Annotated in this window: 20 protein-coding genes; 11 read left to right on the top strand and 9 right to left on the bottom strand. The window is 67.9% G+C overall.

From position 1 onward, the window contains the following. Window positions 1-62: 62 nt before the first annotated feature. Genes BST13_RS01700 through BST13_RS01690 form a run of 3 tightly spaced genes read right to left on the bottom strand, consistent with a single transcriptional unit; the run spans window position 63 to window position 2865 of the window. Window positions 63-683 (bottom strand): TetR/AcrR family transcriptional regulator, encoded by a 621-nt coding sequence (locus BST13_RS01700; protein WP_083159938.1) that lies wholly within the window; start codon window positions 681-683, stop codon window positions 63-65. Between the two features lie 50 nt (window positions 684-733). After that, entirely contained in the window at window positions 734-2284 is a 1551-nt protein-coding gene (locus BST13_RS01695) for a glycerol-3-phosphate dehydrogenase/oxidase (protein ID WP_083159936.1), read from the bottom strand. Then, the gene (locus tag BST13_RS01690) at window positions 2281-2865 is read right to left on the bottom strand and encodes a TetR/AcrR family transcriptional regulator (protein WP_083159934.1); all 585 of its coding nucleotides are present in this window, start codon (window positions 2863-2865) and stop codon (window positions 2281-2283) included. The genes BST13_RS01695 and BST13_RS01690 overlap by 4 nt, the downstream gene beginning before the upstream one ends. A 50-nt stretch (window positions 2866-2915) precedes the next feature. On the opposite strand from BST13_RS01690, the gene BST13_RS01685 reads away from it, so the two are divergent. Continuing rightward, on the top strand, window positions 2916-4484 hold the full coding sequence (locus BST13_RS01685) for an FAD-binding oxidoreductase (protein ID WP_083160094.1): 1569 nt from the start codon (window positions 2916-2918) through the stop codon (window positions 4482-4484). Next, the gene (locus BST13_RS01680; protein ID WP_083159932.1) at window positions 4484-5383 is read left to right on the top strand and encodes a diacylglycerol kinase; all 900 of its coding nucleotides are present in this window, start codon (window positions 4484-4486) and stop codon (window positions 5381-5383) included. The genes BST13_RS01685 and BST13_RS01680 overlap by 1 nt, the downstream gene beginning before the upstream one ends. On the opposite strand, the gene BST13_RS01675 is transcribed toward BST13_RS01680, so the two are convergent. Beyond that, window positions 5380-6024, bottom strand: a complete 645-nt coding sequence (locus tag BST13_RS01675) for a TetR/AcrR family transcriptional regulator (protein WP_083159930.1) — start codon at window positions 6022-6024, stop codon at window positions 5380-5382. The two genes, BST13_RS01680 and BST13_RS01675, sit on opposite strands and share 4 nt — an antisense overlap. Before the next feature lie 106 nt (window positions 6025-6130). Here BST13_RS01675 and BST13_RS01670 point away from each other — a divergent pair, with 106 nt between their 5' ends. The 4 genes from BST13_RS01670 to BST13_RS01655 all read left to right on the top strand — a co-directional run bounded on the left by BST13_RS01670 (window position 6131) and on the right by BST13_RS01655 (window position 9997). After that, a complete protein-coding gene (locus BST13_RS01670; protein WP_083159928.1) occupies window positions 6131-7015 on the top strand; it encodes an SDR family oxidoreductase in 885 nt (294 codons plus the stop codon). Then, window positions 7012-7938, top strand: coding sequence for a patatin-like phospholipase family protein (locus BST13_RS01665; RefSeq protein WP_083159926.1), 927 nt, complete (start codon window positions 7012-7014; stop codon window positions 7936-7938). The genes BST13_RS01670 and BST13_RS01665 overlap by 4 nt, the downstream gene beginning before the upstream one ends. Beyond that, window positions 7935-9389, top strand: a complete 1455-nt coding sequence (locus BST13_RS01660) for a flavin-containing monooxygenase (RefSeq protein ID WP_083159924.1) — start codon at window positions 7935-7937, stop codon at window positions 9387-9389. The genes BST13_RS01665 and BST13_RS01660 overlap by 4 nt, the downstream gene beginning before the upstream one ends. An 80-nt stretch (window positions 9390-9469) precedes the next feature. After that, complete coding sequence (locus BST13_RS01655) at window positions 9470-9997, top strand: hypothetical protein (RefSeq protein WP_245839255.1); 528 nt, start codon at window positions 9470-9472, stop codon at window positions 9995-9997. A gap of 12 nt (window positions 9998-10009) precedes the next feature. On the opposite strand, the gene BST13_RS01650 is transcribed toward BST13_RS01655, so the two are convergent. The 3 genes from BST13_RS01650 to BST13_RS01640 all read right to left on the bottom strand — a co-directional run bounded on the left by BST13_RS01650 (window position 10010) and on the right by BST13_RS01640 (window position 12386). After that, entirely contained in the window at window positions 10010-10522 is a 513-nt protein-coding gene (locus BST13_RS01650) for a DUF3145 domain-containing protein (protein ID WP_036424776.1), read from the bottom strand. 113 nt (window positions 10523-10635) lie between these two features. Then, entirely contained in the window at window positions 10636-11469 is an 834-nt protein-coding gene (locus BST13_RS01645) for a serine hydrolase domain-containing protein (protein WP_083159922.1), read from the bottom strand. A gap of 11 nt (window positions 11470-11480) precedes the next feature. After that, window positions 11481-12386 (bottom strand): chemotaxis protein CheY, encoded by a 906-nt coding sequence (locus tag BST13_RS01640; RefSeq protein WP_083159920.1) that lies wholly within the window; start codon window positions 12384-12386, stop codon window positions 11481-11483. 40 nt (window positions 12387-12426) lie between these two features. Between BST13_RS01640 and BST13_RS01635 the strand changes: the two genes are divergently transcribed. The 3 genes from BST13_RS01635 to BST13_RS01625 all read left to right on the top strand — a co-directional run bounded on the left by BST13_RS01635 (window position 12427) and on the right by BST13_RS01625 (window position 15608). Then, window positions 12427-13512 (top strand): S-(hydroxymethyl)mycothiol dehydrogenase, encoded by a 1086-nt coding sequence (locus BST13_RS01635; protein ID WP_083160090.1) that lies wholly within the window; start codon window positions 12427-12429, stop codon window positions 13510-13512. Window positions 13513-13517: 5 nt separating this feature from the next. Next, window positions 13518-14141: an MBL fold metallo-hydrolase gene (locus BST13_RS01630; protein WP_170064246.1), complete on the top strand. Its 624-nt coding sequence runs from the start codon at window positions 13518-13520 to the stop codon at window positions 14139-14141. Between the two features lie 93 nt (window positions 14142-14234). Continuing rightward, window positions 14235-15608, top strand: a complete 1374-nt coding sequence (locus BST13_RS01625) for a styrene monooxygenase/indole monooxygenase family protein (RefSeq protein WP_083159916.1) — start codon at window positions 14235-14237, stop codon at window positions 15606-15608. A 3-nt stretch (window positions 15609-15611) separates the two neighbouring features. Here BST13_RS01625 and BST13_RS01620 read toward each other — a convergent pair whose 3' ends face one another. Further along, window positions 15612-16364 carry an SHOCT domain-containing protein gene (locus BST13_RS01620; protein WP_083159914.1) on the bottom strand — a complete coding sequence of 251 codons (753 nt, stop codon included), beginning with the start codon at window positions 16362-16364 and terminating at the stop codon, window positions 15612-15614. Window positions 16365-16411: 47 nt separating this feature from the next. Here BST13_RS01620 and BST13_RS01615 point away from each other — a divergent pair, with 47 nt between their 5' ends. Together BST13_RS01615 and BST13_RS01610 are read left to right on the top strand one after the other, a co-directional pair. Next, window positions 16412-16651 carry a lipopolysaccharide assembly protein LapA domain-containing protein gene (locus tag BST13_RS01615; RefSeq protein ID WP_083159912.1) on the top strand — a complete coding sequence of 80 codons (240 nt, stop codon included), beginning with the start codon at window positions 16412-16414 and terminating at the stop codon, window positions 16649-16651. A 2-nt stretch (window positions 16652-16653) separates the two neighbouring features. Continuing rightward, window positions 16654-17730: a class I SAM-dependent methyltransferase gene (locus BST13_RS01610; RefSeq protein WP_083159910.1), complete on the top strand. Its 1077-nt coding sequence runs from the start codon at window positions 16654-16656 to the stop codon at window positions 17728-17730. Here the strand turns inward: BST13_RS01610 and BST13_RS01605 are convergent. Continuing rightward, window positions 17727-19271, bottom strand: a complete 1545-nt coding sequence (locus BST13_RS01605) for an acetolactate synthase large subunit (protein WP_083159908.1) — start codon at window positions 19269-19271, stop codon at window positions 17727-17729. The two genes, BST13_RS01610 and BST13_RS01605, sit on opposite strands and share 4 nt — an antisense overlap. Window positions 19272-19427: the final 156 nt, after the last annotated feature.

Genomic DNA, 19427 nt, shown 5'->3' with positions numbered 1-19427 from the left:
ACACGGAACTATTCAGTTCCGTATAGATTCACTGTGGCACTGCGGGCCGCGCACCGCAACCACTAAAGCGTCGGTGCACCGGCGAGCGGCAGGATCACGTCTTCGAGCACGCGTCGCACAAAGACCCGGTCGATGGGCCGTCCGGTGATCACCCGCACCACGTTGAGGCCAAGCGCCACGTCGGGTATCAGGCTCAGGTCGCGGCCGGGTGGGATCTCCCCACGTGCCTGCGCATGGTCGAGCAACAGCCGGATCATCTGCCGCGGCGGGGAGAGCACGAGGTCGTCGAGGGCAGCGGCGAGGACAGGATCGTGCATCGCGGCCGTCGCGACCCCGACGATCACTTGAATGGTGCTCAGTCCAGCATCGTCGAATTCGGGCACCGCAGCGACAATCGCTTCGATGTCGCCGCGCAGGCTTCCCGTGTCGGGCGGTTCGACCGAACCCTGACGGCGCCGCCAATGCGCGATCGCATCGGCGATCACGACGGGCTTGGACGGCCATCGCCGATAGATCGCAGCCTTACCCACGCCGGCCCGCGCCGCAATGTCGTCCATGGTGAGCCGGTCGTACCCCAGTTCGGCCACGCCCCGCAGGGCCGCATCGAGGATCTGCGGGTCACGCGAGCGGTCCAGGCGTCCCGGACTGCGCCGCGGGTTCGATGTCGACGCGGCACCTGCCATGACGGACCATCCTGTCGATACGGATCAGTTCCGCCTCAATATACCTGCGGTCACAGCCGCGCGAGGAACTCCGCGGCAACCTCGGCGGCCCGGGCCCGGTCGTCGGCGACCAGTCCGATGCGGGTGCGACGATCCAGGATGTCGTCGACGGTCAGCGCGCCTTCGTGCGTCACCGCGTATTCGAACTCCGCTCGCGTCACGTCGATTCCGTCGGCCACGCGCTCGGTCGGGCGGTCGCATCCGGCTTGCGCGACGACGTTGGGCGCCTCGGCTCCATAGCGGGCCACCAGGGACAGCGGCAGCTCCATCGGCGCTCGCAAGGTGGAGACCGGATTGGCCGGGGCGCCGACGAGAGGCAGGTTGCGGGTGCGGCAGGCAGTGGCGGGCAAGCCGCGCAGCGCGACCGCGCGGTCGAGGACGTCCTGGGCCATGTATCGGTATTCGGTGAGCTTGCCGCCGATGACACTCACAACACCAGTGGGCGATTCGACGACGGCGTGCTCGCGAGACACGTCGGCGGTCCGGCTGGCGTTCCCCGCGTCCGCGGTACCCTCGATGAGTGGCCGCAGCCCGGCATAGGCACCGCGCACGTCGCCAGGGGTCAGTGCCGTGGCCAATGCGCCGTTCACTGTGTCCAGCAGGAAGTTGACCTCACTCGGAGTCGGTTGCGGCACATCGGGTATGGGGCCAGGGGCGTCTTCATCGGTGAGTCCCAGGTACACCCTGCCGAGTTGTTCGGGCATCGCGAACACAAACCGGTTCAGCTCCCCCGGAATCGGAACGGTCAGCGCCGCAGTCGGATTGCCGAAGACCGAGGAATCGAACACCAGATGCGTGCCGCGGCTCGGCCGCAGCGTGATGGACGGGTCCACCTCGCCCGCCCAGACGCCGGCGGCGTTGATCACGGCACGGGCCTTCACGTCGAACGTCTCACCCGTGACCTGCTCGGTGAGGATGACCGAATCACCTTGCGCGCCAGTCGCGGCCAGCCGCGTCAGGATCTTGGCACCGTGTTGGGCAGCCGTGCGCGCGACGGCGACCACCAGCCTGGCGTCGTCGATGAGCTGACCGTCGTACGCCAGGAATGCGCCGTCCAGACCTTCGGTGCGCACGGTGGGCGCCAATTCGATCGCGCGGGCGGCGTCCACGCGCCGCGACCGGGGCAATACGGTGGCGGGAGTTCCGGCGAGCCTGCGCAACCCGTCCCCGGCGACGAACCCGGTGCGGACCAGCGCCCGCGACGGGCGGCTCATCGAAGGCAGCAGCGGCACCAGCTGCGGCATGGCCGTGACGAGGTGAGGAGCGTTGCGGGTCATGAGGATTCCGCGTTCGATGGCACTGCGCCGCGCGATCCCGACGTTTCCGGTCGCGAGGTAGCGCAGCCCGCCGTGCACCAGTTTGGAGCTCCACCTGCTGGTGCCGAAGGCGAGATCGTGTTTTTCCACCAGGGCCACGCTCAAGCCGCGGGTGGCGGCATCCAGTGCGATGCCTGCGCCGGTGATGCCACCACCGATGACGAGCACATCGAGCTGTTCACCTTCGGCCAGCGCGGCGAGTTCGTTCACGCGACGGGCGCGGTTGAGTGCAGCGGAGCGGCTCATGGTGCAAGGTATCCGTTCAGTGCGAGGGTCAGTTCACGCGCGAGCGCGTCGGCGTCCAGGATCGGCTCGACCATCTGCGCCGACTGGATCGCCGACTGCGTGATCAGCAGGCACATGGTGGCGAGTTGGCGTGGGTCGCCTCCGCGTACGCTGCCGTCTTCTTGTGCGAGTTTGAGCTCTCCGGCCACCGCGTCGATCAGGATCTGTTGACTGGTGCCCAGTCGCTCGGCGATGTACACCATGGCCAGCTCCGGTGCGGTGTGCAGCACCGCCATGATCACCTCGTCGTGCCGCAGACGCTGCGCGACCTGCACGATCCGCGCCACCAACGGCTCTCGCCCGGGTCCCGTGCTGTCGACGTCGTCGAGCACGTGCACGATCCGCGCGGTGAGCAGGGCAGCCAGGATCGAGCGGGTATCAGGGAAGCGGCGGTAGACGGTCGGTCGGCTGACGCCGGCGCGGCGGGCGATTTCGGCCAAGGTGACCCGGTCGATGCCGTAAGCGAGTACGCAGCTGGCGGCCGCATCGAGGATCCGGTCCCCGAGAGCCCCGCCCGCTCCGTCGTTACTGATTGACATCATGTGTAATACTGTAACGCATGACGCGCCCGGCTGAGCAGCTCCTGCCCCCGATGAAATGGAATGCCTGGGGCGACCCCCAGGCGGCCAAACCGCTGTCCGACGGAATCCGGGCACTGTTGCACCAGGCCCTCGGCGTCGCCGAGACCCAGGTCGCCGAGGTCACCGCCGAGCAGGTCCGGCTCCGGCCGTCGACGCTCGACGAGGCGCACCGCGCCGCGCTGGCGGCGATCGTCGGCGCGGCGTACTGCACCACCGAAGACACGTCACGGCTGCTGCACGCCGGCGGAAAGTCAACTCTGGATCTGTTGCGGCGCAAGGATTCCGAAGCCCAGGACGCCCCCGACGCTGTGCTGCTGCCCGGCTCCGAGGACGAAATCGCCGAGCTTCTCGCCTACTGTTCAACCCAGCGCATCGCGGTCGTCCCGTTCGGCGGCGGCACCAGCGTGGTCGGCGGGCTGGATCCGATCCGCGGTGATTTCACCGCCGTCATCACACTCGATCTGCGCCGCCTGAACCGGTTGATCAGCCTCGACGAAGTGTCCGGCGAGGCCGAGTTGGAAGCCGGCGTCACCGGCCCGGATGCGGAGCGACTGCTCGGCGCACAGGGCTTCTCGCTCGGCCACTTTCCCCAGAGCTTCCAGTTCGCGAGCATCGGCGGGTTCGCCGCGACCCGCTCCTCGGGTCAGGACTCGGCCGGCTACGGCCGATTCGACGACATGGTCCGCGGGGTGCGGGCGGTGACGCCGGTCGGCGTGCTCGACCTCGGGCGTGCCCCCGCGTCTGCAGCCGGACCGGATCTGCGCCAACTCATCGTCGGCTCGGAAGGCGTGTTCGGGATCATCACCAGGGTGCGGGTGCGGGTCCACCCTGTTCCCGAGTCCACCCGCTATGAGGCGTGGTCGTTTCCCGATTTCGCCGCAGGAGCGGCCGCGCTGCGCGCCGTCACCCAGACCGGAACCGGTCCGACCGTGATCCGGTTGTCCGACGAAGTGGAGACGGGCGTCAACCTGGCCACCACGGGAAGCATTGGCGAGCAGAGCATTACCGGCGGCTGCCTGGCCATCACGGTGTTCGAGGGCACCGCGGCCCATGCCGAGAGCCGTCATGCCGAGACCCGCGCACTGTTGGCACAACACGGCGGGACGTCACTGGGCGAGGCGCCGGCCCGAGCCTGGGAGCACGGCCGGTTCGGCGCGCCATACCTGCGGGATTCCCTGCTGTCCGCCGGTGCGCTGTGCGAGACGCTGGAGACCGCGACCAACTGGTCGAATGTCGCGGCGTTGAAAGCCGCAGTCACCGAAGCCTTGACGACCGCGCTGGCGCCGGCTCTGGTGATGTGCCACATATCGCACGTCTACCCCACCGGAGCCTCCCTGTATTTCACGGTCGTCGCCGCCCAGCACGACGATCCGATCGAACAGTGGCGGGCCGCGAAAGCCGCGGCCAGTGATGCCATGGTGCGTACCGGCGGCACCATCACCCACCATCACGCGGTCGGTGCTGATCACCGGCCGTGGATGGGAGCCGAGATCGGCGGTCTCGGCGTCGAGGTGCTGCGGGCCGTGAAGAGCACGCTGGATCCGGACGGAATCCTCAACCCGGGCAAGCTGATTCCGTGATGCGCACGCTGGCCCACGTCACGGTGCTGACCAATCCGCTGTCCGGGCATGGCAACGCGCCGCATGCCGCGGAACGTGCCGTCGCCCGGTTTCAGCGGCAAGGCCTTGATGTGTGCGCCATCGTGGGCACCGATGCCGATCACGCCCGCCGCCTGGTCCGCGACGCGCTCGATACCGGCACCGACGCGCTCGTGGTGGTCGGCGGGGACGGCGTGATCTCGCTGGCTCTGCAGGAGTTGGCCCAGGGCAGCGTGCCGCTCGGCATTGTCCCGGCCGGCACCGGGAACGATCACGCCCGCGAATTCGGCCTGCCCACAGGCGATCCCGAAGCCGCTGCCGATGTGATCGTCGCCGGCCGCACCGAGACCGTCGACCTGGGCCGCATCGTCGACGGGTCCGGCGTCGTGAAGTGGTTCGGCACCGTGATGGCTGCCGGGTTCGACTCGCTGGTCAGCGATCGCACCAACCGCATGAGCTGGCCACACGGCCGGATGCGCTACAACGTGGCCATGGTCGCCGAATTGTCGAAACTGCGGCTGCTGCCGTTCCGGTTGGCGTTCGACGACGGGCCCGAGGTCACCACCGATCTGACCCTGGCGGCGTTCGGCAATACCCGCAGTTACGGCGGCGGCATGCTGATCTGCCCGGGCGCCGACCACTCCGACGGCTTGCTCGACATCACCATGGCCCATTCGGCCTCGCGTACCAAGCTGATTCGCTTGTTTCCCACGGTATTCAAGGGCACGCACGTCAACCTGCCCGAGATCACCACCAAGCGGGCCGCGACGGTGCACGTCGACTGCCCCGGCATCAACGCCTACGCCGACGGGGATTTCGCGGCGGCGCTACCGGTCACGGTATCCGCGGTACCGCAGGCACTGCAGATTCTCGTGCCCTAGTCCGCGCCCTGCGACGAGCCCATCACGGCCAGCAGTTTGGCGAGGTGACCGAACGCGTCGGTCATGGGCCGCGTCGGGACGGACGGATCGACAGCACGCTGAATCCCCAGCCCGATACCGGCACTGAGCAGAAGATTGCCGAGGTCCTCGAGGCTGGCCGCTACGTCGCTGCCCGCCAGCTGCTCCTCGGTGAATCCGAGCTTGGCCGACATCGATTGCAGCACTTCGACGATCATCGTCGCCGCTTCGTTGCGCAGCGCCGTGATCATCTCCCCGAGTTCGGGGTTGTTGCGTGAGAGCACCACGAATTCGAGTTCGAGCATGGTCCAGCCGACATCACCGGCGGTCCGCTCCAGCCACGCGCTGACAGCGGCTACCCGAGCGTCCAGTTCGTCGTCGGAGGTGGCGAGTTGGGCCATCTCGTCGAACTTCTCGCGGTGAATGAGCTCAAGCACCTCGCGGCAGAGGTTGGGCTTGCTGCCGAAGTTCGAATACACCGCGCCCTTCGAGAAGCCCGCATCGTCGGCGATGTCGTCGAGGCTGGTGGCGGCGTACCCGTGGCGCAGGAAGCGATGCTTGGCGGCCTGCAACAGCTCGGCCCGCGTCCGTTCCTGGCGTTGCGCCCTGGTCAGCCGCGGCATGCGCTGATGATAGTTCGAGGTGAACTCCGGGTATTGAATTTACTCAGAGTATTCGGATACCGTCAGTATTTGAATGCTCGTGAGGTGACCCATCGGGAGGCATGACGTGCAGTTTTCCTGGAAGAACCCATCGGTGGCCGGATCCGTGGCCGTCATCACCGGCGGTGCGCGCGGTATCGGCGCCAAGACCGCCGAACTGTTCTCGGCCGCCGGCGCCACGGTGTGGATCGGCGACGTGGATGCCGACGTCGCCGCGGCGACGGCCGCGGGCATGCGGCGCTGTCGCAGTGCCCACCTCGATGTCACCGACCGCTCGTCGTGGGACCGGTTCATCGCCGAGGTGCTCGACGCCGAAGGCCGCATCGACATCCTGGTCAACAACGCGGGCGTGATGCCGCTGGGCGCGTTCGAAGCCGAACCCGAGCCCACCACCGACCTGATTCTCGACGTGAACGTTCGCGGCGTGCTCAACGGTCTGCGCGCGGTGGTGCCGACCATGATCGGCCAGGGCGCCGGGCACATCGTGAACGTCGCATCGATGGCAGGCATGATCCCGATCCCCGGCATGGTGACCTACAACGCCAGCAAGTTCGCCGCGCTCGGCGCCTCGCTCGCCGCGCGTCGCGAGTACGCGGGAACCGGCGTCACGGTGTCGGCGGTGCTGCCCTCGGCCGTACGCACCGAGTTGTCCTCGGGCGTCCAACTCGGCGGCGGGTTGCCGACAGTGGATCCCGACGACGTCGCCCGCGCCATCCTGCGCACGCTGCGCACGCGGGCCGCACGTACGTCGGTGCCCGCCTGGGTGGCCCCCGGGTGGGCACTCGTCGACGCATTGGTCCCCGAATTCATCGAACGCGCAGTACGTTCCAGGATCGACGACCGCCGCGCCCTCACGGCGATCGACGCAGCCGGACGCGCAGATTATCTGCAGCGACTCGACCGACAGACGAAAGCTCATGCCGGCCAAGCAGATTCGAAGGTGGCACGATGAGCACCGCACTGGTCATCGGCTGCGGCGGCACCATCGGCGGGGCCTGGACTGTCGCCGCTCTGCACGCGCTCGTCGAGCAGACCGGCTGGGATCCCGCCACCGCCTCGGTGTTGCAGGGCACGTCGGCGGGCGCCGAGCTCGTCACGATGCTCGGCGGCGGCGCATCGGTGGACGACCTCGTTGCGATGCACCTGGGCACCAGCACCGACGAGCGATTGCGCCGCCACATCGCCGACACCCCGGGCAGCTTCCCGCCGATCCCGTTGCCGGGGTTCCTCAATCCGCGACTGCTCCGCACCCAGCGGGGGCTCGCCGCGGCGACAGGCGTGGCGCCAGTTGGGCGCGGCGACGCGAGCTGGCTGCAACGCCTGGCCGACGGCTTCACCGGCACGTCCGGGTGGCCGCATCCGGGGGTACGCATGGTCGCCTTCGACTACCGACGGGGGGAACGTGTCGCGTTCGGCTCCCCTGGCGCAACACACGCAGAACCTGGCGAGGCGCTGCGCGCATCCTGGGCCATCCCGGGCTGGATGCCGCCGGTCACCATCGGCGGCCGGCACTTCGTCGACGGCGGTGCCGCGTCGACCGCATCGGTCGACCTGATCGGCCGCGACGAGGCCGACCTCATCTACGTCATCGCCCCGATGTCCTCCGAGCGTGGCTGCCGGGCACCGGGTTTCGGCGGATTCTTGGAGGAATTGCTGTTGCGCAGGCCGATGTCGCAAGGGCTCGACCGCGAGGTCGCTGCCGTGCGGGCACGCGGCACACAGGTGGTGGTCATTCGCCCAGATCATGCCGACCTCGCCGGGCTGGGCGCACACTTCATGCGGCGCGACCGTCGCCGTGCGGCTTTCGACGCGGCACTGCGCACCGCGCCGGCCACGGTCGAACGGGCGCTGGCCGTCAGTGAGGAGGTCCGATGAACCGCGAGCTTCGGATCGTCATCGTGGGCGCGGGGATGGCCGGGATCGCCACGGCGTACACGTTCACCCAAGCAGGCTTCACCAATTTGACGATTCTGGAAAAAGGATCTGACGTCGGCGGGGTCTGGCACTGGAACCGCTATCCCGGCCTCACCTGTGACGTCCCGTCGCAGATCTACCAGTTCTCGTTCGCCCCCAAGCCTGACTGGGGCCATCTCTGGGCCAGCGGCACGGAGATTCAGCAATACCACCGCGACGTCGTCGAGCGCTTCGGGTTCCAGCGATATCTCCGCTTCGACACCGAGGTCACCGAGATGCGCTATGACACAGCCGATTGCACCTGGTCGGTGACCACCGGCGCGGGTGACACACTGACCGCCGATGTCGTGGTCTGCGCGACCGGGGTGCTGCATCATCCGTTCGTGCCCGATTTCGCGGGCATGGACAGCTTCCAAGGCCCGATCGTGCACACTGCCCGTTGGGACCCCGACGTGGTCACCGCGGGACGACGCATCGCGGTCATCGGCACGGGATCGACCGGCGTGCAGGTGGTTTCGGCCCTGCAGCCCGATGCCGAGGCGATCACCCATTTCGCCAGATCTCCGCAGTGGATCCTGTGGGCTCCGATGGGGCTGCGGCAGCCGAAGGTGCTCGCCCGGATGATGCGTCGCTGGCCTGCCCTGCACGACGCCGCGTATCGAAGGTTGCTGTGGGCATCGGGCATCCTGGCTGACATCGTCACCACGCCGTCCTGGCGCCGTACCCTCGTGCAGTCCTACGCGAGATGGAGTCTGCGGGCCCAAATCCGGGATCCGCGGTTGCGCGCCGAGCTCACTCCGGACTACCAGCCGCTGTGCAAGCGGCAGGTGGTGTCGGGCAGTTACTACCGCGCCATCACCCGGCCCAACGCGAGACTGGTCACCGATCGCATCGACGCGTTCACCGCGACCGGTATCCGTACCACCTCCGGCGAACACCATGACATCGATGTCGTGGTCCTGGCCACCGGATTTCAAGCCCACAACTACATGCGGCCGATGCGGATCGTCGGCCGCGACGCAATGACGCTCGACGACGCCTGGGTCAAGGGCCCGCGGGCCTACCGGATGACCGCAATCCCGGGATTTCCCAACCTGTTCACCGTCCTCGGTCCGAACTCGCCGACCGGCTCCATCCCACTGCAGTATTCGGCAGAGTTGACCGCGCGCTACATCGTGAAGTGGCTACGCCGGCTCGCCGCCGGTGAGGTGACCGAAGTGGAGGTCACCGAGTCGGCGACCGACGAGTTCAATGCCGCAGTGGCGGAAGCGCTCGGGCCCACCGTGTGGAACACCGGCTGCAACTCGTGGTACTTCACCGACAACGGCACCATCGATCTGTGGCCGTTCGACCGTGCCACGCTCACCGACATGCTCTCCGAACCCGATCCGGCGCATTACCGGACGGCCTGACTTTCGCGCGTTCTCGGCGGTGCACTCGATCGCACACGGTACGTTTCGACGGGTTGGCGGATCGATTCGTCTGGAGCCTCATGGATGTAAGCAAGCACATCGGGCGTGCCGGTGCGCTGGCCACCGCGCTCGGCGTGGTCGTCGTCCTCGGCACAGGCTCCCAGGCCCGCGCCGATCCGGAGCCCGGCCCGCCACCGCCGCAGGCCGGCTCGGCGTGCGCCGACAATCTCGACGGTGCGCTGACGGCCCTGCCCCAGCCTGCCGCAGATACCGGGACCGCCAAGGATCTCCTGCAGTGCACTGGTGGCGCGTGGCAGCCGTACCTCGATCCGTATCCCACATCCGATCGCTGGCTGACCACCGGGTCCGAGCTGATCCTGCACGGTCAGGGCCGACGGAATCCGGAAGTGCACGCCGGTGTGTGGACCGGAACTCCGCAGATCGGTGAAACAGCGTGCCGCGCCGAGGTTGTCGATGTCCTGGCCCCCGGCGAGACGTCATCGCCCGAGTTCCATGCCGCCGACCCGGGCGTGCCCCTGACACTCGAGGTCGGCGACCACCTGTTCATGGCCAAGCTCACCGGCTACTGCCTGTGGCAGCGCGGCTGACGACCGCCTGCCTCAGCCGACTCCCCTGTTGAGCCAGCTGACCTCGCCGGTCTCGCCACCGTCGCGGTAAGGCTCCAGCGATTCGTCCCAGGCCGTGCCGAGCACGGAGTCCAGTTCGGCGGCGAGCATGTCAGCGCCACCGGCCATGAGGGTGCGCAGCCTCTGCTCGCCGACCATGACATCACCGTTGGCGCTCATCGCCCCGCTCCAAAGACCGAGTTGCGGGGTGTGGCACCACCGGTGGCCGTCGACGCCGGCGCTGGGGTCCTCGGTCACCTCGAATCGCAGCACAGACCAGGAGCGCAGGGCGTTGGCCAGCTGCGCTCCGGTGCCGACCGGGCCGACCCAATTGGTGACGGCACGTAGCTGCCCCGGCATTGCCGGCTGGGGCGTCCACTTGAGGTTCGCCCGCGCCGACAAGGTCGACGACAACGCCCACTCGACATGCGGGCAGACCGCCGCGGGTGAGGCGTGGATGTACACCACACCCGTCGCCGCGTCGGCGAACTGGTTCGACGCACGCATCTGCTTCTCCTTCGGCTTCACGAGGGACGTCTTCCCCAACGACCTAGCGATACCGATCGAGTAATGCAGTTGTGTCGCGCGTGTCTATTGTGCCTTGTGTGGCCTATGTTGCGCTAGTCTGGCCCGATTTCTCTCAGGACACCATCAGATATTGCGGGCCACAGCGGATACGTCCACTCCCCGAAGTTGCGGTCGGTCAGCACCACCAACGCCACATCCGCATCGGGATCCACCCACACAAACGTTCCTGACTGGCCGAAATGACCGAACGTCGACGGCGAGTTGGCAGCGCCGGTCCAATGCGGCGATTTGCTGTCGCGAATCTCGAAACCCAGTCCCCAGTCATTGGGCCGCTGCGCGCCGAATCCCGGTAACACGCCGGAGAGACCGGGAAACTGCACCTCGGTCGCGGCCCTGTGCATCTCCGGCGAAACCAGCGCCGGTCGCAGCAGCTCACGAGCGAACTTCGCCAGGTCGGCGACCGTCGACGTGCCCCCGAATCCGGCGGCCTCGGCCCCTCCCGACAGCGTCGACGCCGACATCCCCAGTGGTTCGAACACCGACTCGGCGAGGTACTGACCGAACTCGATCCCCGACTCCTTCTCGATCGCCTGCGCCAACAACGCGAATCCGGTGTTGGAGTAGATGCGCCGGGTACCGGGCTTGGCGAGGATCTCGGTCGACAACATGGCCACACCGGACGTGTGCGCGAGCAGATGGCGGATCGTCGAGCCCGGCGGCCCGGCCGGTGTGTCGAGTTCGACGACGCCTTCCTCGATGGCGATCTGCGCAGCCCGCGCCGCCAGTGGTTTGGTCACCGACGCCAGCGCGAACGGCTTGGCCGTGTCGCCGTGCGTGGCGCGCACTCCGGACAGCCCGACCACCGCGGCGGCCGCGGTCGGCACCGGCCAGTCGTCAAGGACCTGCAGAACATCCGCAACGCTCACAGAGCGCCAATCTAGCCGGTCCGCCCCATCCCACGGGCGAGCAATCCGTCGGCCAAACCGGCCGCGACGGCGTCCACTTCGGCGACCAGCCGGCGCAAGTCGACACCGCGCCGCATCAACTCGGCGGTGTCGGCGCTCGACTCCACCGAGAGCTGGTACACATCGCAGATTGCGCGGTAGGCCGATGGCGAGGCCTGCGTGGATTCGCACCACTGTTGCATCGACCGAGCCCAGGACCGCAGCCGCTCCCGGTCGGCACGACGTTGCGCCAGGCTCAGCACCCGCCGGTAGACGTCACCGGCCCACTCGATCGGCACCCGCTCGTCGAGCATCGGCACCAGGACGTCGTCGAGCGTCTCCATACCGGCGGCGTCGCCTGCCGCAACGGCGCTCAGCCCCTCGAGCACGCGCGCCAGCGTCGTCACGGCCACGTCGTCGATGCGCTCGGCGATACCCGTCAAGGTCCGCGCTGCCTCGCCGAGCTGACTCGTTTCGTCGGCATCGGCCGCCATCACCCCGATGAGATACGTCACATAACCGTGTGCGCCGACCTCGGGAACACCGCGCAGCAGCACCTCGGCGCGCTGAGCCCAATTCCGGGCCAGCGCGAGATGGCCGCGAGCCAGCCAGGCGAGGCCGAGCTCGGCCGCCTTCATGGCAGCTTGAACCGGGTCTGTGCGCAACAAGCGGGTGTGGACACGTTCGTTGATTCGCACGGCTTCTCCGCCGTGGCCCTGCCGCCAGGCCACCGCGGCGAAAACCGCGAGATCGTCCGTGTCGAGCGTTTGCACACCCTCCACACGACTGAAGGACTCGTAGCTGGTGCGCCAGTCGTTTCGCCGGTACGCCGACCGCGCGACGACGAGGAGTTCGGTTCGATCGTCGACCACAACCAACGGTATCGCGAAGGTGCGCATGCGGCCGACGGTTCGGTTCCCTAAGTACTACGTTATGGGCATGAGCCAGACTGTCCGTGGCGTCATCGCCCGTAGCGCCAAAGCTCCCGTCGAGTTGGTCGACATCGTCATACCGGATCCCGGTCCTGGCGAGGTCGTGGTGGCCATCCAGGCCTGTGGGGTCTGTCACACCGATCTGACGTACCGGGAAGGCGGTATCAACGACGAATTCCCTTTTCTGCTCGGACACGAGGCCGCAGGCGTCGTCGAGTCGGTGGGTGAGGGAGTCACCCACGTCGCCGCCGGCGACTTCGTGATACTCAACTGGCGCGCGGTGTGCGGGGAATGCCGCGCGTGCAAGCGCGGCCGCCCCCATCTGTGTTTCGACACCCACAATGCGAAGCAAAAGATGACACTCACCGATGGCACCGAACTCACGCCCGCCCTGGGCATCGGCGCCTTCGCCGACAAGACTCTGGTGGCCGAAGGTCAATGCACCAAGGTGGACCCTGCCGCTGACCCTGCTGTCGCCGGGCTGCTCGGCTGCGGTGTCATGGCAGGCATCGGCGCCGCCATCAACACCGGGGCGGTCACGCGCAACGACACCGTCGCCGTCATCGGGTGCGGCGGAGTGGGCGATGCCGCCATCGCCGGCGCAAACCTCGTCGGCGCCAAGACCATCATCGCCGTCGACACCGACAACGCGAAGTTGAACTGGGCCCGCGACTTCGGCGCAACCCACACCATCAACGCCCGAGAACTCGACCCAGTCGAAACCATCCAGGACCTCACCGACGGCTTCGGCGTCGACGTCGTGATCGACGCGGTCGGCCGCCCCGAAACCTGGAAGCAGGCGTTCTACGCCCGCGATCTTGCCGGCACCGTGGTGCTGGTCGGTGTCCCGACGCCCGACATGAGGCTCGATATGCCGATGATCGACTTCTTCTCCCACGGTGGATCATTGAAGTCCTCGTGGTATGGCGATTGCCTACCCGAGCGCGACTTCCCCACCCTGATATCCCTCTATCTGCAGGGCCGCCTGCCCTTGGAGAAGTTCGTCACCGAACGCATAAGCCTCGACGCCGTCGAAGAATCCTTCGCAAAGATGCACGGCGGTCAGGTGCTGCGATCGGTGGTCGTACTATGAGCGCCATGAGCGCGATCCAGCGAGTGGTCACCTCCGGTACCTTCTCCCTCGACGGCGGCACCTGGGACGTCGACAACAACATCTGGCTCGTCGGCGACGACACCGACGTCGTGGTCTTCGATGCCGCCCACACCGCCGCCCCCATCATCGACGCCGTCAACGGACGCAACGTGGTCGCGGTCGTGTGCACCCACGGGCACAACGACCACATCACCGTCGCACCCGAACTGTCCAAGGCCCTGGACGCGCCGGTGCTGCTGCACCCCGCTGACGAGATGCTGTGGCGAGAAATCCACCCGGACAACGAGTTCCGTCCCGTCGCCGACAATCAGGTACTGCGAGTCGGCGGTATCGAACTGCATGCCCTGCACACCCCCGGACACTCCCCCGGCTCGGTCTGCTGGTCTGCACCCGAGCTGGGCGCCGTGATCTCCGGCGACACGCTGTTCCAGGGCGGCCCCGGTGCCACCGGGCGCTCCTACTCCGATTTTCCGACCATCCTGGAGTCCATCAGCACAAGGCTCGGCGCACTGCCCGGAGAGACCGTGGTCTACACCGGACACGGTGACACCACCACCATCGGCGGTGAGATCGTGAATTATGACGACTGGGTGGCGCGCGGCCACTGACGATGCACCGGCGAGGGACGAGCCGGTGAGGCTTTGCGATCACGCTGAGCCTGTTGCTTAACGCCGAGCGGCGGTGCGCCCATAGTCGGTGCCATGACGACATCGAGCGGGCGCTCCGCTGCCATCATCGGAGCCGGCCAGACCGGGGTTACTGCCGCACTGGGTTTGTTGGACAACGGGTTTGACGTCACGTTGTACAGCGACCGGGATCAGCGCAGCCTTCGCGACGCCGTGCCGGCGACCGGGACGGCGCTGATCTTCGGCACAGCCCAGCGCGCCGAGGAGAGCCTTGGCCTCAACACTTACCTGGCCACCGCTCCGACCTCGACCGGCCAGAGCGTGCGGGTGGTCAACGGTTCTGATCCGGCTCGTCCCGAGGAGGTCGCGTTCGATGCGTCGTTCGACGGCTTCGTCGGGGTCGCAGTCGACACCCGACTCAAGGCCGACGACCGGCTCACCCTGTTCCAGCAGCGCGGTGGGAGGTTCGTCGTCGACACGATCGACCCGGCCCGCCTCGACGGCATCGCTGCCGGCGCCGACCTCACCCTGGTGGCGACGGGCCGCGGTGGACTCTCGTCACTGTTCCCGATCAATCCCGAGCGGACGGTGTACGACCGTCCGCAGCGCAGGCTGCTGGCCCTGACGGTAACCGGACTGCCCTACGGGCCAGAGGTTTTCGCGCACCGCAGCGCTGCAGGCGGCAGACACAGCGCCTTCACCGTCATCAGCGATCAAGGCGACTCGTGGTTGGGTCCGTATCTGCACAAGGACGCTGGTCCGTCCTGGGCTTTCCTCGGTTGGGCCCAGCCGGACAGCGACTGGGACCGCCGGTTCGCCGGGGTTGACAGCGCCAAATCAGCACTGCGAACCATCACCGAGTTGCACCGCGACTACATCGACTGGGATCTGCCCGAGGTCAGCGAATTGACGGTGATCGACGACGACCCGCATTCGTGGTTGACCGGCGGGGTCACCCAGGTGGTGCGCTCGGGGGTCGGCCACACGGCCGGCGGGCATGCGGTCGCGGCGCTGGGCGACACCGCGGTGGCGTACGACCCGATCGCCGGGCAGGGCGCGCAGGGCGGCCTCGTGCAGGCCGCGGCACTGGTACGCAAGGCCGCGGCACACGACGGCCCGTTCGACACCGCATGGCTGACAACAGCGTTCGAGGACTTCTACCGACACCGTGCTCGCGCTGCCCAGCTGGTCACTCGGCTCTTCCTGTCGGATCCCGAGTTCGCGGAGTACGGCAACCTGTTCTTCGCAGCGGCGAGCTCCAGCGACCGGTTCGCGTCGAAACTCTTTGGTCTGCTGGATGATCCGACGCCGGTGGAGCGACTCACCTCCCAGCAAGCGGCGTACGAGTTGATCGCCGATTTCGCCGGAGAACCTGCCGAAGCGGTGCTCGGCCGGTTCGTGCCTGCGGGTCGGTTCGACCGGTCGCGGTTGGCGTCGCGGGCGGCGTGACGGTCAGCTGTCGAGGATGCGGCGCTTCTCGGCCTTGAACTCGGCGTCGGTCAGCGCACCCGAATCACGCAGCGCCGCCAGCGTCTTCAGCTGTTCGAGGCGCACGCCCTGATCGGTGGGTGGATAGCTCGGCGGTGCGGGAACATAGCTCTGCGACGTGTACGTCGGCGCATCCGCCGTTCCGAAGACCGGGAATTCCTGCGGTCCGACGGGGCGGGGCCGCTTCGCTGTCCGCGCCGACCACCAGAGGGCGACCACGAGTTCGACGAGGCCAAGCACGAACAACCCGACGAACAACCACACCACCCAGCCGTACTGACTGCCGTGACCGAACGCCAGCCGCGGACTGATGTAACCGTTCACGTCGCCGTCGGTGACCACGTGATAGCTTCCGGCCTCGGCCACCTGAGCCACCCATACCCGGACCCGAGCGTCATTGTTCACCGTCGTTGTGCCGCCGGGACTTTCGGTGACGACCGGCTCGGGCGACCCTTCCGGGGGAACGAGCTGTAGTTTCAAACTCGGCACAGGCACGCCCCCGCCCGACCCCGTGGTGAGCGTGTGGAAGCTGATGGTGACCTCACCGGCGGGCAACTGGACCGTGCCCGATCCTGGGATCGGCACCTCTCCGTACGCGTCGTACTCGTCGAGTACGAACGCGTTGAGGACCAGGGCCACGATGAACCCGATGACCCCGACCACCAGGGACACGATCGCGGCGGCCACCATCGGTGCCGCGATTCGCCGGCTGCTCATAGCGGGAAGTGTGCCATGGTCGCCGCAGCAACGACTACCGTCGTGGCATGCCTCGCGACGAGACCGAAGCGAACCCGTCGGTCGGGCCGGTGCGCCGGTTGGCGATGCGGTACTGGGTGGCGCTGATCCTCGTGGCGCTGGCCGCGCTCTTCGTCGCGCAGAACCGTGACCGGGTCCGGGTGCACGTGCTGTGGGTGACCGTCGAGTCGCCGATGTGGTCGATCTTGGTCATCATTTTCGTCGTGGGACTACTCATCGGACTGTTGCTGCGGTGGCGACGGAGTTAGACATGCCGGAATCCAGCTTCGTCGTGCGCCCGGATCCCGGCGATGATCGAAAGCAGCCACCGAGTTCCCGGTTGCAGGCAGCCGGATTGAGTTCGGCGATCGCACTTTTCGCGGAGGCCGCTCGCACCGTGCCGCTGCCGAGCCCGCCGCAGCCGATCGTCGTCGCCGATTACGGTGCGGGTACCGGGCACAATGGCCTGCTCGCGCTCGCGAACGCGGTCAGCGTGCTGCGGGGGCGCACCCGCCCCGAACATTCGGTGCTGGTGACGCACACCGACACCCCGGACAACGATTTCACCACGCTGTTCCGCACGCTCGCGGATGACCCGGCCTCCTATCTGCGTACCGACGCGGCGGCGTTCAGCTCCGCGGTGGGCCGGTCGTACTACAGCCAGATCCTGCCGTCCAACAGCATCAACCTGGGCTGGTCGGCGTGGTCGATTCAGTGGCTGGGGCGGGTCCCGATGCCAGTGGGCGATCACATCGCGGTCGCCTACAGCGCCGACAGCCACGTGCGCGCCGCCTATACGCGGCAGGCGGCGTTCGACTGGCACGAGTTCGTGGCCTTCCGGGGTCGCGAGCTGTGTCCCGGCGGCAAACTCGTGGTGCTGACGATGGGACTCGCCGAGGACGGCGACTTCGGTTATCGCCCACTGCTGTCCGCCCTCACCGACACGCTGCGGGAGCTCGTCGCCGACGCAGTCATCAGCAGCGACGAGCAGCATCGGATGTCGCTGCCCGTCATGGGCCGCGCCGCAGCGGATTTCGCGGCCCCGTTCGCACCCTCCGGCCGTCTCGAACGGCTCTCCATCGAGCATCTCGAGGTGTTCGACGCCGAGGACCGATTCTTCAATCAGTACCGCACCGACCATGACGCAAGGGCTTTCGGCGCCCAGTGGGCCGCGTTCTGCCGGTTCGCCTTGTTCGGCGCGCTGGCCAAAGCGCTCGACGACGCACGCCGCCACGCGGTGTTCTTCGACCGGCTCGAGGCCGGCGTGGCTGCCCGGCTGGCCGCCGCCCCGCAACAGATGCGGATCCCGCTGGCCGAGGTGGTCCTGCACAAACGACTGAAGAGCTAGCCCGACAAGCCTGGCACCGCAGCGTCGATCAGGTGCGGGCCCGGCTCGGCGAGCGCGGCGCGGAACTGCTCGGCGAGCTCCTCGGCGGTGGTCGCCCGCGTGGCAGGAACCCCGAATCCCTGTGCGATGGCGACAAAGTCGATGTCCGGGCGGCCGAGGTCGAGCAGCGAGCGGGACTGCTCACCGGCTGCTGCCGCGCCGACGCGCTGCAGTTCCAGTTGCAGGATCGCGTAGGCATGGTTGTTGAGGATGACGACGGTGACGTCGAGCCGCTCGCGGGCCATGGTCCACAGCGCCGAGATGGTGTAGAGCGCACTGCCGTCGGCCTGCAGCGCGATCACGGGCCGGTGCGGCGCGGCAACGGCGGCACCGACAGCGACCGGGAGTCCTTGGCCGATCGCACCACCGGTCAGCGTCAGCAGGTCGTGGGATGCCGAACCCGCAGTCGCGGTGGGCAGGAAGAAGCCGCTGGTGTTCGCCTCGTCGGAGATGATCGCGTCCTCGGGTAGCAGCGTGGCGATCACCTGGGCCCAGTTCTGCGCGTTGAGCGGACCACTGGGCAGTGCGGCGAGCTCAGCGGGGTTGTCGACATAGGGCGCGGCTCCGAGGTGATCGGCCAGCTTCTCCAGGTCACTGGGGGCCACGGCATGCACGGTCGTCCCGGGCGGTACGAGGTCGCCCGGCTTGCCCGGATATGCGAAGAACGTGACGGGCGAACGTGCCCCGACGAGAATCAGATCCGTTGTGCCCGAGAGTTGTTCGGCCGCCTGCTCGCCGAGGTAGGCCAACCGGTCGAAATGCGGCACGCCGCGTCCACGGGCCACGCGGGCCGGGAAGGTCTCGACGAGCGCCCGCGCTCCGGTCGTGGCCGCAATGCGCGCCGCCGCGATCAGCCCTTCCGCGGAGTTGGCCGCGCCTCCGAGCAGCAACAGCGCGTGCGCGCCGCGTTCACGTAGCAGCGCCGCTGCGGCCTCGATCGGCATCGCAGCGGCCGCAGGTTGCCGTTGTGCCGGCACCGGCACGCCGGCCTCCGCTGGGCCCCACGAGAAATCCGCGGGCAGGATCACCGTGGCCACGCGGCCGGGTTCACCGGTCGCGCTGTGGACAGCGCTGTCGACGGCTGCGGCAATCTCGTCGGGCGTCGCGGGCCGGTGCACAGATCCGTTGGTCCATTCGGCCAACGCCTCGATGTCGGATTCCAGTGGGGCGTCGAGGGTTTTGTGGTACGTCGCATGGTCGCCGACGATGTTGACGACCGGACTGAAGGCGCGTCGCGCGTTGTGCAGATTGGCCAGACCGTTCGCCATGCCCGGTCCGAGGTGCAGCAGCGTGGCGGCCGGCCGCGCAGCGATGCGCGCATAGCCGTCGGCCGCCCCTGTGGCCACGCCTTCGAACAGGCACAGCACGGGCCGCATCTCCGGCGCCGAGTCGAGTGCCGCGACAAAGTGCATCTCCGAGGTGCCCGGATTGGCGAAGCACACGTCGACTCCCGCGGCGAGCAACCGCGCGATGACCACCTGCGCACCGGTGCTCGTGCTCATCGGCCGGCCCGCATCAGCATCAGACCGTCGACTCCGATTTCGTGTTGATGCCCGTTGTGCCGCACGCACCCATAGTGGTCGGCAATCGGGCCGGACGCCAGAGCAGGCCCGGCTGAGACGACCGGATGTCTTGACTGATTATCAATCAATGTGCGA

The organism is Mycobacterium aquaticum (assembly GCF_002086485.1).
GTDB classification, from domain to species: domain Bacteria; phylum Actinomycetota; class Actinomycetes; order Mycobacteriales; family Mycobacteriaceae; genus Mycobacterium; species Mycobacterium aquaticum.
The sequence above is the reverse complement of the archived record's forward strand: the minus strand, read 5'-3'. Positions and strand labels throughout refer to the sequence as shown.